The organism is Hydrotalea flava (assembly GCF_001623405.1).
GTDB lineage: Bacteria > Bacteroidota > Bacteroidia > Chitinophagales > Chitinophagaceae > Hydrotalea > Hydrotalea flava.
Map to the genome: position 1 here is coordinate 89,163 of NZ_LUHG01000097.1, position 15,821 is coordinate 104,983.

The following is a 15,821-nucleotide window of genomic DNA, read 5'->3' on the forward strand; positions in this document are numbered from 1 at the left end:
AAAATAAGCCGATTAACGGTTGAAGTGCAAGATTATGGTGTAACTCTTTCTGCAAGCAATTGCTGTACCATTTTTTCTAACTCCATTACTTTCTTTTCAAGTATTGGAAGCTTTCGGGAGGCAGCCTGGCTTCTTAGGGCTGCAGTATATTCATAAGCAGGTGAACCGGTTACTACGCTGTTGGGTTGTTTGATGGCTTTGCTTACCCCACTTTGTGCATTAATTTTGCTGCCATCGGCAATGGTGAGATGGCCAACAATACCCGCCTGCCCGCCTACCATTACGTGATTGCCCACTTTAGTACTGCCGCTTACGCCGGCCTGTGCTGCAATAACGGTATGATGCCCAATTTCAACATTATGGGCAATTTGTATCAAATTATCTAATTTGGCACCGGAACGAATAATGGTAGATCCAATGGTAGCACGGTCGATAGTGGCATTGGAGCCTATTTCTACATTGTCTTCAATAATAACATTCCCAATTTGGGGTATTTTCTGATAAGTGCCATCATTTAAAGGGGCAAATCCAAATCCATCACCGCCAATTACTGTTCCTGCATGTATGGTAACATTTTTACCAATTTGGCAATGGCTGTAAACTTTTACACCGGCATGAAGAATTGTATTATCATTTATGGTAACATAATCGCCAATTACAACCCCGGGAAAAAGTTTTACCCGGTTTCCAATTTTGGCATGTTTCCCAATATATACGAAGGCTGCTATATAAACATCTTCACCTAATTGTGCCGTAGGGGCTACAAATGAAGGTTGCTCTATGCCATTTAGTTGTTCGGTAACCAGCTTTTGATATTTAGTGAGCAGTGCTGCAAATGCTGCGTAAGCATCAGGTACACGTATTAAAGTTGCTGTAACAGGCTGCTTTAATGTTTGATTTTGATTAACAATAATGATAGAAGCATGTGTATGGTATAAATAATCTTCGTATTTGGGGTTGGCTAAAAAAGATAATTGCCCTGCATTGGCTTCTTCAATTTTTCCAAAAGAGGTTACAGCTACAGTAGCATCCCCATCTACTTGTCCATCAATCAATAGAGCTATTTGAGCAGCAGTAAATTGCATATTTGTTAATCTTTTTAATCTTCCTTACCCCTACAATAATGTGCAAATGTAAAATTTTTTGATGGGTGAAGAAATAGTTTGATGAATTAACGGGTTATCAATAGCAGAAATATCTTTTACCTCGCCAGTTTTAAAGAGAATTTTAATGTTCTCATCATCTGGCTGATACATGGTATTAACGGCCTCACCGGTAAATACAAAATTGGCTGCATCCTGTTCAGATATTTTCAAAAAACCCGCCGCTTCAGCAATTTTTTCTGCTATGAATGCATTGGTGAACGGCTTTGTTTCTAATTTAATTTTAAGTAACTGGCGGTTTAACAATTTATTACATAAACTATTAACGATAAAATCGGGGTGTTCCGACCATTTTTTTATGGCAAATGAAATATCCACATCATCTAAACGGCAGAACCGGGTTAAAATTTCATCAGAAAGGCTGGTAGTGTTTTGATAGAGAAAACCATCCAACACTCCACCGGTTTTAAAGCTATTGTTGCCGGAAGCTATTAAAAAGCGAACCCGCTCTAAAATATGTACCAGCATTTTTTCAGCACTTAATACGGTTTTATGCAGATATACCTGCCAGTACATTTGCCGGCGGGCTACTAAAAATTTTTCAATGCTGTAAATGCCTTTTTCTTCTACCATTAACTGTCCGTTATGAACGGTAAGCATTTTAATGATTCTGTCATAACCTATCACTCCTTCACTCACACCGGTAAAAAAACTATCACGGGTTAAATAATCCATCCGGTCTACATCTAACTGGCTGCTAATCAGTTGGTGCAGGAATGGCTTGTGATAGGTGCCTGTAAAAATATCAATGGCCATTTGCAGGCGGCCATCTAGTTGCCGGTTTATAGTTTGCATCAGGGCAAGGCTAATGGTTTCATGATGTACCGTTTGAATTAATTGGTTTTCTAAGGCATGCGAAAAAGGGCCATGACCAATATCATGTAATAAAATGGCGGCTTTTACTGCAACTTCTTCTTCCGGCGTAATTGCTACCTGTTTTGTTTTTAATTCAGCAATAGCATTGCACATTAAATGATAGGCACCCAGGGCATGATGCAAACGGGTATGTACTGCTCCGGGATACACCAAATATGCCAATGCCATTTGATGAATACGCCGCAATCTTTGAAAATAGGGATGATTAATGATATCGAAAATTAATGGATGATTGATGGTAATAAAACCATACACTGGGTCATTAATAATTTTTTGAGTAGCTTTCATGCGTGTTGCCAGTTTGTTAAAGCAGCCAGCAAATGTACTATTTGTGCGGCTATCGAATATATTTGAATTATAGCAGTAAAATGCAGGCATATCTGTTTGATGGATAACTGGCCTGCTATTTGCACACCATTGTAATTTAATGAAAAAGATGCATATGGAACCAGTAACAATACTTTGGGCCGATGATGAAATAGAGGGTTTACAGTCGCAAATTATATTTTTAGAAAACAAAGGGTATCGTGTAAAAAGTTTTGCCAGTGGCTTTGAAGCATTATCATACCTGGAAGAAAATTTAGTGGATATTGTTTTTTTAGATGAGTCGATGCCAGGAATTACCGGTTTGGAAACACTGGCTAAAATAAAAGCAGCACATCCGGCAATACCGGTGGTGCTGATTACCAAAAATGAAACAGAAAGTTTAATGGATGATGCCATTGGCAGCCAGATAACAGATTATTTATTGAAACCCGTAAACCCCAATCAGGTGTTATTATGCCTGAAAAAAATTATTGATAACAAAAGATTGGTATCTGAAAAAACCACAACGGCTTATCAGCAACAATTTAGGGAATTGTTTATGGCATTCAATAACAACCCCGATTATAAAGAATGGACAGAAATTTATAAAAGATTAGTGTATTGGGAATTGGAAATGGAAAAGACCGATAGTGCCGAAATGCGCGAAATTCTTGCATCGCAAAAACAGGAAGCCAATGCTGAATTTTCAAAATTTGTATCCAAACATTATGCCGAATGGATAAAACCTGCCACTGCCGAAACACCCATAATGAGTCATTATTTAATGCAGTTTAAAGTATTGCCACATGTAGAAAAGGGCACACCGCTATTTTTTATACTAATTGATAATCTGCGCTTTGATCAGTGGAAAGTTATTCAACCCATTTTTGCCGAAACCTTTAGAATACTGGAAGATGAAACCTATTACTCTATCTTGCCAACAGCCACACAATACAGTCGAAATGCCATTTTTAGCGGATTATTACCGGTAGATATAGAAAAAAAATTTCCCGAACAATGGAAAAATGATGATGAACAGGGCGGTAAAAATTTATATGAAGAACTGTTTTTCAGGGCATTACTAAAGCGGTTGCAGAAAGAAGATTTGAAATTTAGCTATACCAAAGTATTGAGCCACACAGATGGTTTACAACTGGTGAATAACATGCATAATTTACTGGAGAATGATTTGAATATAATTGTATATAATTTTGTAGATATGCTGAGCCACGCCAGAACAGAAATGGAGGTATTGAAAGAACTGGCTGCCGATGAAACCAGTTACCGCAGCATTACCAAAAGCTGGTTTGAACATAGTGCCCTACACCAGGCATTAAAAAAAATTGCAGGAAAAAATATTAAACTCATACTCTCAACCGATCATGGCAGTGTGCGGGTAAAATCGCCCTGTAAAGTAATTGGCGATAAACAAACCACTGCCAATTTAAGATATAAACATGGCAGAAATTTAGATTACAATCCAAAAGAAGTATTGGCATTTAAAGATCCGCGGCAAGCCGGATTGCCGGTACCAACGGTAAATTCTTCATTCATCTTTGCGAAAGAAGATGAATATCTCTGTTATCCGAACAATTACAATCATTTTGCCAACTATTATAAAAATACTTTTCAACACGGGGGTATCAGTATGGAAGAAATGATTATACCAATTGTAAAAATGGTTAATAAGTAGTTTTGTTTTTCCTTTTTGCGTAATTCAATTTTTCCGATGCGGCATTCATTTTTTTGCAGTGTTTCAACTTTGCAAAAAATTAATGTTGATGAGATGGATGAATTGCATAAAAACTATTTGCTTTGTTTTAATGAGTATATTTTCAACTCAATTATCATTTGCGCATAATGAAGATAAAGGAGGCGGAGTGATCAGCGGAAAAATAATTACTGCCGATAATGAACCTTCAGAAGGCGTAACGGTTCATTTAAGGAATAAAAATAAAAATAAAAATAGAACTACAGTTACCAATGAAAATGGCTTCTTCAAATTTAGTGGTGTTGCTATAGGAAATTATATAATAGAAATTTCCTTTGTTGGATATGAAACTATTCATCAGAAAATATTGATTGAAGAAGGTGCAAGGCTTTCTCTTTCTTATCAGTAAAAAATATCAGCAAAACAGTTGCAGAAAATTATTGTTGAAAGCGCTCAGGAACAACTCAATACGGGCAAAATTAATATTCCTGATAAAGATTTGCCATTGACAACTGCAGTGATAAGTAGTAAAGTTATTGCCGATAAACAGGCTATTCGTTTAGGTGATATCGTAAAAAATGTTCCGGGTGTTTCATTGGTACAAACGCGTTATGGTGTTAATGAAACTTATGGAGCAAGAGGCTATATTATTGGTATTACAGGCAGTGCAGGTGGCGGAAGGGTTTTTAAAAAAGGGTTATCCTGCGGTATTCCCGGTATGCCCGAAGCTGTATCATTCAAATCAGTTGAAATTATAAAAGGCAGCTCTGCTTTTTTATCGGGAAGTTAGTTTGGCGGATTAATTATAAATATGATAAGCAAAATACTGAAATACAATTTTGGCGGAAATATTTCATGGTTGATGGGAAGCAATTTGCAATTTAAGCCCATTGTTAATGTGTATGGCCTATCAATAAAAACTTTTCATGCAGCGTTATAGGTAGTTATGAAAATAACAGAATTTACTGAGAAATTGTAAAAACAATCAGAACATAGATCAATTCATTTTTATGTACAGGTTCTGAAAAAAAAACATTCATTGATAGTTCAGCAGGATGATTAGTATGCACAATTAATGTAAGAACTGAGCCATCAGTTTTAATGTGGATAAATCTAAATTTTACATTGCTGCTTCATTATTAATTTTGTTATCATAGTAGTGAAGCAGCTTTAATTATGAAATACACGCAAAATAATTTAGACAAATTAGAAAATATTTTAGGAGAGAGCGATTATATTGTTCGTTATGAACGTGGTACTTTTCAAAGCGGATGGTGCTTGTTGGAATCTAAAAAAGTGGTAGTGTTGAATAAATACTTAGATACGGAAGGAAGAATTAATACATTACTCGATTTAATTCCACAGGTAACTATCTATTATGATAAATTAACGCATGAAAGTCAGTTATTGTACGATGAGATTGTGAAAAATGCTAAATCGGTTGACAACGCATAAGTACAATATTTTATATAAATATGAAAAGGATGTACCCCGTGGCTGCATCCTTTTTTTTATGATGGAATTAAGGTACTTTTGATATTGTGCAAAACCATCATTTAAAAATTACTTTTCTTGGAACAGGCACCAGTACCGGTGTTCCTATGATTGGCTGTGATTGTGCAGTGTGTACTTCAACAGATTTAAAAGACAAGCGCCTTCGTAGCAGTGTATTAGTAGAATCTTTACAGGAGCCGGTTACACTTGTTATTGATACTACACCCGATTTTCGTTACCAAATGCTGCGTATCAATAATCGTCGGTTAAATGCCGTTTTATTTACACATCCGCATAAAGATCATATTGCGGGTTTAGACGATGTTCGTGCATACAATTATTTTCAGCATACCAATATGCCGGTTTATGCCAATACATTAACAGCAGAGGCTTTGCAACGCGATTTTTATTATGCTTTTACCGAAAATGCCTATCCTGGCGTACCTCGAATTGATTTGCATCTGATCAATCATGCTCCTTTTCAAATTCAATCTTTACAAATAGAACCCATTTGGGTATGGCATTTAAAGATGCCGGTGGTAGGGTATAGAATTGGTGATTTTACCTACATTACCGATGCCAATAAAATTGATGAACAGGAAAAAGAAAAAATTAGAGGCTCCTCAGTTTTAGTGCTGAATGCTTTGCGTCAGGAGCCGCATATCTCTCATTTTAGTATGCAAGAAGCCATTGCTTTGGCGAATGAACTATCTGTTCCAGAAGTTTATTTTACACATATCAGTCACCAGTTGGGTTTACATGCTTCTGTCAGCAAACAACTGCCGCAACATATTCATTTGGGTTATGATGGTTTGGTGTTGTATGTGTAAATATTTTTTTATTTTTATGGATAGTTGAATGAGAAGCCATACGTGCAATTTCAACAATTACCTACCGAAAATTAACCTCGTTGTATGCAACCAATGAGAAAGCATTATTTGCATTTTTCAACCCGGCAAACCACCGGCATCATTATACTATTGGCTATAGTTGTACTTGTATTCAGTTTGCCTTATTTTTCTAAACAGGCGCTCACCGATTTGCAGGTGCTTACATTATCCAATACAGCATTGCAAATGGATGATGTAAATATGGAAAAAAGTATACCCGATGACGCACCGATCCGTAAATCTTTACATTTGTTTTATTTTGATCCCAATACCATTGATTCGACGGGCATGGTACAAATGGGGTTGCGTCAAAAATTAATTCAAACCATATTGCATTATCGCAATAAAGGCGGAAAGTTTTTTAAGCCGGAAGATATTCGAAAAATTTGGGGTCTGTTTCCGGAAGATGCCAATGCCATGTTGCCTTTTATACAAATACAGTCATTACAAAATGCTGCAGGTAACAATCATACTCAAACCGTCCTTGCTTTTCATTCGGTTGAGCTGAATCAGGCTGATGTACAAGCATTCCGGCAAATTCCCGGAATATCGCCTGCACTGGCCTATGGCATTGTACATTACAGAAAAAAATTAGAGGGTTTTGTACAAACAGTGCAATTAAAACAAGTACCCGGTTTTCCCGATTCATTGTATGCTACTATTGAGCCATATATTTACATCAATACGCAGCAAATTCCCAAAATCAATATTAATCGTGCGGAGCCTTTTGCTTTATTGCATCATCCTTTTATACCCGAAAATGTAGCAAAAGCCATTTTAATTCTTCGCAAACAACAAGGGTCTTTTCCATCTGTGGCCGATTTGCAAAAAATTCCTTTTTTAAATGCAGAAACTTATCGGCAAATCAGTGCTTTTTGTACGGTAGAATAATTTTCTTGATGAATTCAAAAAAACTTCTACATTTGTGAACTAACATTAGTTAGTATTGTAGTATCAGTATGGAATTTAATCAAAGCGAATTAACAGAACAGGTAGCACAAACAGCAAGGGATTTTGCAAAACAGTATATTTTGCCGCATGTAATGGAGTGGGATGAACAACAGGAATTTCCCGTTGCGCTGTTTAAAGAAATGGGTAAATTAGGATTAATGGGGGTGTTGGTACCGGAGGCTTATGGAGGTGCAGGTTTAGGTTATTTTGAATACAGTGCTATTATTCAGGAAATAGCGCAGGTATGTGGTTCAATAGGTTTAAGTGTGGCAGCGCATAATTCATTATGTACCAACCATATTTTAACTTTTGGAACCGAATCACAAAAAATGAAGTATTTGCCAAAACTGGCCAGTGCAGAATTTATTGGTGCATGGGGCTTAACCGAACCGAATACCGGAAGTGACGCTGGAAATATGCAAACGGTAGCTTTAAGAGATGGGAATGACTGGGTAATTAATGGCACCAAATGCTGGATAACGCATGGCAAATCGGGGGATGTAGCAGTGGTAGTATGCAGAACGGGCGAACCGGGTGCTAAAAATAATGCATCTGTATTTATTGTGGAAAGAGGTATGCCGGGTTTTAGTGCGGGTAAAAAAGAGAATAAGTTGGGTATGCGAGCCAGTGAAACCGCAGAAATGATATTTGATAATTGCCGTATTTCAGATGTGCAAAGGGTAGGTGAAGTTGGAGAAGGTTTTTATCAGGCATTAAAAATATTGGATGGGGGCCGTATTTCCATTGCCGCACTTTCATTAGGCATAGCAAAAGGTGCATACAAAGCTGCAGTGCAATATGCCAAAGAAAGGCATCAGTTTAATCAGCCCATTGCCAATTTCCAAGGCATCAGTTTTAAACTGGCTGATATGGCTACTGAAATTGCAGCCGCTGAAATGTTAATCAACAAAGCCTGTCATCTTAAAATGATGGGTGAAAAATATACACGGGAAGCCGCAATGGCAAAATATTATGCCAGTGAAGTGGCCGTTAAAGTGGCAACAGATGCGGTTCAGGTTTTTGGAGGATACGGTTATACCAAAGATTTTCCCGTAGAAAAATTTTACAGAGATGCCAAACTTTGTACCATTGGTGAAGGCACTTCTGAAATACAAAAAATTGTAATTGCACGAGAGATACTCTTATAGCAAAGAGAGACTGTTTCTACAGTTCATAAAGAACGTTAGGTTTGGTTGCTTGCTCATAAACTTAGCCCCCATTTTTGGGGGCTTTGCTATTTTTATAACAGTTGCGTAATACTTTCAAATGCATAACAACTGAAGATAGACTTTTAAAAAACTATCCATGCCAATATCAGCTTATCAAAAATTATTCGTAATTTAAATTTTACTAGTTAAGTTAGTAGTTCACAAAATAAGTATTATGGGTACCATTGCTTTGCTCATTCTTACCATTGCTGCCATTATTTTTTCAGCCGGTGGTATTCTTGTATCCAGGTTATTTACAAAAGGCAGTATCAATACTCAAAAAGGGCAACCTTATGAGTGTGGCATTCCTACTACAGGAACGCCCTGGTCGCAATTTCATGTGGGGTATTATTTATATGCTATTGTTTTTTTATTGTTTGATGTTGAATTGGTATTTATGTATCCCTGGGCTGTAGTGGTTCAAAAAATTGGTTTCCCTGCATTGATAGAAATGATTTTTTTTATCATGATTTTATTTATCGGGTTTTTATATGCGCATAAAAAAGGAGCATTAAAATGGATGTAACACCAGCCAATACTATTACAGGTGTTTTCCCGGGCGAAGTACATCAGGCGCCGGGAGGAACCATTGTAACCAGTAAGTTAGATGATATTATTAATTGGGCCAGAGCTAATTCGCTGTGGCCACTCACTTTTGCTACAAGTTGTTGTGGTATTGAAATGATGGCAACAGCATCTGCCAAATACGATTTTTCCCGCTTTGGATTTGAAGTGGCTCGTGCCTCGCCCAGACAGGCAGATGTGATTATTATTGCCGGCACCATTGTAAATAAAATGGCACCGGTGTTAAAAAGATTATATGATCAAATGGCAGATCCAAAATATGTAATAGCCATGGGCGCTTGTGCCATTAGCGGCGGACCATTTTTTTATAATACCTATTCTGTGGTGAAGGGTGCAGATCATATTATTCCTGTAGATGTGTATGTTGCAGGATGTCCGCCCCGCCCCGAAGCATTATTACATGCACTGATTACTTTACAGGAAAAAATAAAAAGCGGCTTAACCCGCGAACAATACATTACCGTTAAGAATCCTACAGAATGACCAATGAAGCATTGAAAATAGCATTAATAAATTGGAATACTGCCCTTGTTTTTGAAGAGGGCGGCGAGTGGTTGAATGTACTGGTACCTGCCGATCAGTGGAAGCCATTGGCTAAAGCATTACGTACACTGCCGGAGTTTAACTGCAATTATTTATTTTGTTTAACCTGTGTTGATTGGAAAACACATTTAACCATGGTGTATCATTTAACCTCTTTACAGTGGCAACATAATCTGGTGATAAAGTCAGTTTTAAACAGAGATAATCCTGAAATAGAAACCGTGAGTGATATTTGGAAAGCAGCCGATTTTCTGGAAAGGGAAGTGTATGAATTATTTGGGGTGAATTTTATCAATCATCCCGATTTAAGACGATTGATTTTAACGGATGATTTTAACGGATGGCCATTACGTAAAGATTTTGAAGATTCGGTGAATATGATCAGATTATGATAAAGGCATGATTCAAATGATAATAATTTAAACTATTTTAAATTTTCGGTATGCACGAAGTGGTAGGCACAACACCCGAAGGCGATTTTATCATTAATGTAGGGCCTCAGCATCCTGCAACACATGGTGTATTGCATTTAGTGATTACACTGGAGGGAGAAACCATTAAAAATATAGAACCACATTTAGGATATATTCATCGCTCTATCGAAAAAATGTGTGAAAGCCTTACTTATCGTCAATTTATATACGTTACCAGCAGAATGGATTATTTGTCGGCACACATTAATAACCATGCCTGTGCCTTGTGTGTTGAAAAAGGGTTACAGGTAGAAGTGCCCTTGCGGGCACAATATATACGGGTTATTATGGATGAACTTACCCGTATTGCTTCACATGAATTGTGGTGGGGAGCAATGGCTATGGATGTAGGTGCTTTTACCCCTTTCTTTTATGCATTCAGAGAAAGAGAAACCATTAATGAAATTATGGAAGAAACTTGTGGTGCCCGTTTAACCATGAATTATATGGTGCCGGGTGGTGTAATGGCCGATTTGCATCCACAGTTTCAGCAAAAAGTAAAAAATTTTATAGCGCTCTATAAAAAGAAAATTGATGAATACAATGAATTGGTTACCGGTAATATTATTTTTCAAAACAGAATGAAGGGAGTAGGTTATTTATCTGCAGAAGATGCTATTTCGTATGGCTGTAGTGGTCCGGTTGCACGAGCCAGCAGTGTAGCTTGTGATGTGCGTAAACGGTATCCATATGATGTATATGGATTAGTGCAGTTTGAAGAAGTGCTTGAAACCGGCGGAGATGCTTTTGCCCGTTATTGGGTGCGTATTCAGGAAATGCAGCAGTCGGTACGCATTATTGAACAATTAATTGATAATATTCCGGAAGGCGAGTTTCAGGCAAAAACAAAGGCTGTATTAAAATTACCCAAGGGTGAGTTTTATCAACGCGTAGAAACAGCCAGAGGTGAATTAGGGGTTTATATTGTAAGTGAAGGAGGTACAACACCTTATAGAATTAAATTCAGATCACCGGGGTTTTCAAATTTATCGGCATTGAATCAAATGGCAAAAGGAGGAAAAATTGGTGATTTGGTAGCTACGATGGGAACTTTAGATTTGGTAATACCGGATATAGACAGATGATTATTAATAAATGAATATGATTAGTTTAGAAGCAATCAAAAATGCGGTTCAAAGCTGGCTGCAGTTGCATATTGGCGGCACTTTGGCCTTAGTGGCAGAAAGTATTTTGCTGGGTATATTGGTGATTACATTATTTGCTGTATTAGGTTTGTTGTTGGTATTTATGGAACGTAAAGTGTCGGCCGTTATGCAAATTCGTTTAGGCCCGAACAGGGTTGGCCCTAAGGGCTGGTTACAAACCTCTGCCGATACTTTAAAACTCATGTTGAAAGAAGGTTTAACCCCCGATGGGGCAGATCGCTTTTTATTTAATTTGGCGCCATTTATGATTATGATTGCTGCCATGCTAATAATGGCACCCATTGCATTTGCCAAAAATTTCCAAATTTGGGATATTAATATTGGTGTATTGTATATTTCTTCGGTAGCTTCTATTTCCGTAATTGCCATTTTAATGGCAGGATGGTCTAGCAATAACAAATATTCGTTATTAGGTGCCATGCGCAGCGGCGCACAAATTATTAGTTATGAATTGTCTGCCGGTGTTGCTGTGATTACCATGATTATTTTAACCGGAAGCCTGAGTGTAAATGATATTATTGCCTCACAGGAAAATGGATGGTGGATTTTTAAAGGGCATATTCCGGCCATTATTGCATTTATTATTTTTATGATTGCAGTAACTGCTGAAACCAATCGGGCACCTTTCGATTTGGCCGAAGCTGAATCTGAACTAACTGCCGGCTTTCATACTGAATATTCCGGGATGAAATTTGCTTTGTTTTTTCTGGCAGAGTATATCAATATTTTTATTGTTTGTGCCGTTGCCGCTATTTTATTTTTGGGGGGATGGATGCCTTTGCATATTGGCAACTGGCAGGCATTCAATCATGTAATGGATTATATTCCATCTTCTATTTGGTTTTTTGGGAAAACATTTTTGTTAATAGGTTTAATTATGTGGTTTAGATGGACTTTTCCCCGATTGAGAATTGATCAGTTATTAAATTTAGAGTGGAAATATTTATTGCCCATTAGTTTGTTGAATATGTTGTTAATGACGATAGTGGCAATTTTAAAATGGTATTTGTAATGAAAAAAAATTCGGCTAAACTTATAAAAGATGTTATACTTATTGCCATACAAGTGTGCGACGCAACAAAAGTTGAATATTGTGCCATAGCCGATAACAAAATAAAAAAATGAGTATCAAACAATACATACAAGATGTTTTCAATGCTATAAAATCATTACTAAAAGGCATGCGCGTTACCGGGTATTATTTTTTTCATCCAAAAGAAATTATTACCGAACAATACCCCGATAACAAAGCTACTTTAAAATTGGCCGACAGATTTAAAGGTGAAGTGGTGATGTTGCATGACGAAAATAATGAGCATGCCTGTACCGGTTGTACTGCCTGTGAATTAGCCTGCCCAAATGGAACCATTAAAATTATTACCCAATTTGATATTACGCCGGGAGGAAAAAAGAAAAAAGCATTGAACACATTTGTATATCATTTGGAATTATGCACCATGTGCAATTTGTGTGTAGAAGCTTGCCCAACTGGAGCCATTGTAATGGCACAAAATTTTGAACATAGTGTGTATGATAGAAAACAACTTACTAAAACATTAAATAAGCCGGGCTCTAAACTTAGAGCAGGTATTGAATAATATGGAAACAATTGTATTTTATGGTATTGCCCTCTTTATTTTCATTACCGGTATTTTAGCGGTAACTGCCCGTCATATTTTTAGGGCAGCTATTTGGTTATTATTTGCTTTAATGGGTATTGCAGCATTGTATTTTTGGATGGATTTGAATTTTGTTGCAGCGGTTCAAATAATCATTTACGTAGGTGGAATTGTAGTGTTGATTATTTTTTCTATTTTTCTTACACAACAATCCGGGCAAAAAATGGCCCAATCTTCTTTATTGCAATACATATTTAGTATTGCTGCAGTTGTTTTTGGAACTGCATTTATTGGCAGTATAATAGCTCGTTTTTATTTTGTAGAGAGCCATGTTGTAATGAATACGGCAGTTGAAAATATTGGTGCACAATTAATGAGTGTACAACAGTACGGTTATGCATTGCCTTTTGAACTGGTAAGTATTTTATTACTGGCAGCCATGATAGGAAGCATTGTAATTGCCATGAAACAAAAAACAAAAATTAAAAATAGTTAAACAAATGATGCAACAAATAACATTGCAACATATTTTATTGTTAAGTACAGCCTTGTTTTTTATTGGGGTATTTGGTCTGTTAACACGAAGGAATATGATTGCAATTTTAATGAGTATTGAATTGATGCTGAATAGTGTAAACATCAATTTTGTGGCATTTAATAAATACCTCTATCCAGAAAAATTAGATGGTGTTTTCTTTTTTTTGTTTGTAATTACTGTTGCAGCCGCTGAAGCCGCTGTTGCTATTGCCATTATCATTCATTTATATCGTTATAACAAACAAATTGATGTTTCTGAAACAGAAGAAATGCGGTATTGATAGGGTAGAACAGTTTTTGGGAATCAATAACAAATAGAAACGAAATTGAATGGTTATTTGAAAGTTTAAATTATTGCTATGAACGAAGGGCTGATTGTTACATTTTTACTTTGTTTACCATTAAGTGCATTTGTGGTAATCCGACTTTTTACCGGTAGGCGTTGGCAAATTTTTTCCGGCTATTTGTCTACATTGGTATTGGCACTAACAACTTTTTTTGCATTTATAATGGCTTGGCAATACTTTTTTGTGTACGGAAAAATGGATGGAGCCTATGCCTTGTTTGTACCAATAGATATGAATTGGCTGGTTTTTACCAATGATCTTTCCATCAATTTTAGTATTATTATTGATTCCATTTCAGTAATGATGTTGTTGGTAGTGAGTTTTATTTCATTAATGGTGCATGTGTTTAGTCTGGCTTATATGAAAGGCGAACAGCGTTATGGTTATTACTTTGCCTATTTAAGTTTGTTTACGTTTGCTATGTTGGGTTTGGTTTTATCCGGTAATCTTTTTGAGTTATTTATGTTTTGGGAGTTGGTAGGTATTTCATCTTATTTGTTAATTGGTTTTTATTACACAAAGCCATCAGCCGTTGCTGCTGCGAAAAAAGCATTTCTTGTTACCCGGTTTGCCGATTTTGGTTTTTTAATAGGAATATTGATGTTGGGTGGAGTGGCTAATAATTTCGACATTGTACAAATGATTCGTTCTATTGCCCAACAGCAGGCATTATGGGAAGGTGCCGGTACTTCATTTTTAGGCATGTCGGTTTTAACTTGGGCTTGTTTGCTTTTGTTTATGGGCGCAGCAGGAAAATCGGCAATGTTTCCTTTACATATTTGGTTACCCGATGCTATGGAAGGGCCAACACCTGTTTCGGCCTTAATACATGCGGCAACCATGGTAGTGGCCGGTGTGTATTTAATTGCCCGATTTTTTCCTGTTTTTCAAATGGATGCTACTGTTTTGTATGTAATTGCCATAGTTGGTGCAGGTACGGCATTGTTTGCCGCTATTATTGCTTGTACACAAGCCGACATAAAACGGGTTTTGGCATTTTCTACCATTTCTCAAATTGGGTATATGATGCTGGCGCTTGGAGTAGATGATAGCCTAAATGGTTTGCATGAAGGTTATACAGCAGCTATGTTTCATTTATTTACGCATGCATTTTTTAAATCTTTGTTATTTTTGGGTGCAGGTGCTATTATACATACGGTACATACCAATGATATGCATGAAATGGGTGGATTACGCAAGCAGATGCCCGTTACCCACATTAGTTTTTTAATTGCTTGTTTGGCTATTTCGGGTATACCCCCTTTCTCGGGTTTTTTTAGTAAGGAAGCTATTTTATCGGCAGCTTATAGTAACCATAAATGGTTATATGCCATTGGTGTAGTTACTGCAGCGATCACTGCTTTTTACATGTTTCGTTTGTACTTTAGTATTTTCTGGAACAAACCCCTATCTCCTGTTTTTATTAAAAAAGAAGGCAGTTGGCTGATTCGCATACCCTTAATTATTCTTGCCGTATTGGTGTTGATTACAGGGTTTATCCCTTTTGGAAATTTTATAAGTGCCAACGGTAAGCCATTGCCATTAGAAGTACATTTTGGATTTTCTGTTATTCCGGTATCACTTTCTGTATTGGGAATTTTTTATGCAGCAGTATTGTATTATCAACAAAACAATTTACCTGCACTTTTAGAGAAATCGTTTGGGTGGTTTTATATTACCATTAGGCAAAAATTTTATATCGATGAAGTTTATCTCTTCATTACACATAAAATTGTTTTTAATGTAATTGGGAACACTACTGCCTGGATTGATAAAAATATAGTAGATGGGCTGGTGAATTGGAGTGCGGGAATTACTTATCAATTTTCTGTATTAATTAAAAAAGTGCAATCCGGGAAAATACAACAATATGTATTATACTTTTTGTTGGGGGTGTTGTGTTTATTGGCGGTAGTATTATATAACAACTGATTGCTGTTACAAAATTTGAA

At 36.7% G+C, this 15,821-nt stretch carries 18 protein-coding genes; 16 read left to right on the plus strand and 2 right to left on the minus strand.

Annotation, left to right across the window (positions count from 1 at the left end):
• Window positions 1–32: 32 nt before the first annotated feature.
• Together lpxD and A0F92_RS11675 are read right to left on the minus strand one after the other, a co-directional pair.
• Window positions 33–1,085 (minus strand): UDP-3-O-(3-hydroxymyristoyl)glucosamine N-acyltransferase, encoded by a 1,053-nt coding sequence (gene lpxD, locus A0F92_RS11670; RefSeq protein ID WP_068246169.1) that lies wholly within the window; start codon window positions 1,083–1,085, stop codon window positions 33–35.
• Window positions 1,086–1,115: 30 nt separating this feature from the next.
• Window positions 1,116–2,327: an HD domain-containing protein gene (locus A0F92_RS11675; protein WP_068246172.1), complete on the minus strand. Its 1,212-nt coding sequence runs from the start codon at window positions 2,325–2,327 to the stop codon at window positions 1,116–1,118.
• Between the two features lie 154 nt (window positions 2,328–2,481).
• Between A0F92_RS11675 and porX the strand changes: the two genes are divergently transcribed.
• The 16 genes from porX (at window position 2,482) to nuoL (ending at window position 15,801) form a co-directional block, all read left to right on the plus strand.
• On the plus strand, window positions 2,482–4,038 hold the full coding sequence (porX, locus tag A0F92_RS11680) for a T9SS response regulator signal transducer PorX (protein ID WP_068246175.1): 1,557 nt from the start codon (window positions 2,482–2,484) through the stop codon (window positions 4,036–4,038).
• Window positions 4,039–4,126: 88 nt separating this feature from the next.
• Window positions 4,127–4,465, plus strand: coding sequence for a carboxypeptidase-like regulatory domain-containing protein (locus A0F92_RS11685; RefSeq protein WP_167517056.1), 339 nt, complete (start codon window positions 4,127–4,129; stop codon window positions 4,463–4,465).
• Window positions 4,466–4,483: 18 nt separating this feature from the next.
• Window positions 4,484–4,846 carry a TonB-dependent receptor plug domain-containing protein gene (locus tag A0F92_RS11690; protein ID WP_068246179.1) on the plus strand — a complete coding sequence of 121 codons (363 nt, stop codon included), beginning with the start codon at window positions 4,484–4,486 and terminating at the stop codon, window positions 4,844–4,846.
• A gap of 386 nt (window positions 4,847–5,232) precedes the next feature.
• The gene (locus A0F92_RS11695; protein WP_068246182.1) at window positions 5,233–5,511 is read left to right on the plus strand and encodes a hypothetical protein; all 279 of its coding nucleotides are present in this window, start codon (window positions 5,233–5,235) and stop codon (window positions 5,509–5,511) included.
• An 86-nt stretch (window positions 5,512–5,597) separates the two neighbouring features.
• The gene (locus tag A0F92_RS11700) at window positions 5,598–6,380 is read left to right on the plus strand and encodes an MBL fold metallo-hydrolase (RefSeq protein WP_253810410.1); all 783 of its coding nucleotides are present in this window, start codon (window positions 5,598–5,600) and stop codon (window positions 6,378–6,380) included.
• An 84-nt stretch (window positions 6,381–6,464) separates the two neighbouring features.
• On the plus strand, window positions 6,465–7,331 hold the full coding sequence (locus tag A0F92_RS11705; RefSeq protein WP_068246185.1) for a helix-hairpin-helix domain-containing protein: 867 nt from the start codon (window positions 6,465–6,467) through the stop codon (window positions 7,329–7,331).
• 68 nt (window positions 7,332–7,399) lie between these two features.
• Entirely contained in the window at window positions 7,400–8,539 is a 1,140-nt protein-coding gene (locus A0F92_RS11710; protein WP_068246188.1) for an acyl-CoA dehydrogenase family protein, read from the plus strand.
• A gap of 235 nt (window positions 8,540–8,774) precedes the next feature.
• The gene (locus tag A0F92_RS11715; protein ID WP_068246191.1) at window positions 8,775–9,125 is read left to right on the plus strand and encodes an NADH-quinone oxidoreductase subunit A; all 351 of its coding nucleotides are present in this window, start codon (window positions 8,775–8,777) and stop codon (window positions 9,123–9,125) included.
• Window positions 9,116–9,667: an NADH-quinone oxidoreductase subunit B gene (locus A0F92_RS11720; RefSeq protein WP_068246195.1), complete on the plus strand. Its 552-nt coding sequence runs from the start codon at window positions 9,116–9,118 to the stop codon at window positions 9,665–9,667. The genes A0F92_RS11715 and A0F92_RS11720 overlap by 10 nt, the downstream gene beginning before the upstream one ends.
• A complete protein-coding gene (locus tag A0F92_RS11725) occupies window positions 9,664–10,119 on the plus strand; it encodes an NADH-quinone oxidoreductase subunit C (protein ID WP_068246198.1) in 456 nt (151 codons plus the stop codon). The genes A0F92_RS11720 and A0F92_RS11725 overlap by 4 nt, the downstream gene beginning before the upstream one ends.
• Window positions 10,120–10,169: 50 nt before the next feature.
• The gene (locus A0F92_RS11730; RefSeq protein ID WP_068246201.1) at window positions 10,170–11,285 is read left to right on the plus strand and encodes an NADH-quinone oxidoreductase subunit D; all 1,116 of its coding nucleotides are present in this window, start codon (window positions 10,170–10,172) and stop codon (window positions 11,283–11,285) included.
• A 16-nt stretch (window positions 11,286–11,301) separates the two neighbouring features.
• Window positions 11,302–12,378 carry an NADH-quinone oxidoreductase subunit NuoH gene (gene nuoH / locus A0F92_RS11735; RefSeq protein ID WP_167517057.1) on the plus strand — a complete coding sequence of 359 codons (1,077 nt, stop codon included), beginning with the start codon at window positions 11,302–11,304 and terminating at the stop codon, window positions 12,376–12,378.
• 109 nt (window positions 12,379–12,487) lie between these two features.
• Complete coding sequence (locus A0F92_RS11740) at window positions 12,488–12,964, plus strand: 4Fe-4S binding protein (protein WP_068246204.1); 477 nt, start codon at window positions 12,488–12,490, stop codon at window positions 12,962–12,964.
• Window position 12,965: 1 nt separating this feature from the next.
• Window positions 12,966–13,481 (plus strand): NADH-quinone oxidoreductase subunit J family protein, encoded by a 516-nt coding sequence (locus tag A0F92_RS11745; RefSeq protein ID WP_068246207.1) that lies wholly within the window; start codon window positions 12,966–12,968, stop codon window positions 13,479–13,481.
• Window positions 13,482–13,485: 4 nt separating this feature from the next.
• Window positions 13,486–13,803 (plus strand): NADH-quinone oxidoreductase subunit NuoK, encoded by a 318-nt coding sequence (gene nuoK / locus A0F92_RS11750; protein WP_167517058.1) that lies wholly within the window; start codon window positions 13,486–13,488, stop codon window positions 13,801–13,803.
• A 78-nt stretch (window positions 13,804–13,881) separates the two neighbouring features.
• Window positions 13,882–15,801 carry an NADH-quinone oxidoreductase subunit L gene (nuoL, locus tag A0F92_RS11755; protein WP_068246209.1) on the plus strand — a complete coding sequence of 640 codons (1,920 nt, stop codon included), beginning with the start codon at window positions 13,882–13,884 and terminating at the stop codon, window positions 15,799–15,801.
• Window positions 15,802–15,821: the final 20 nt, after the last annotated feature.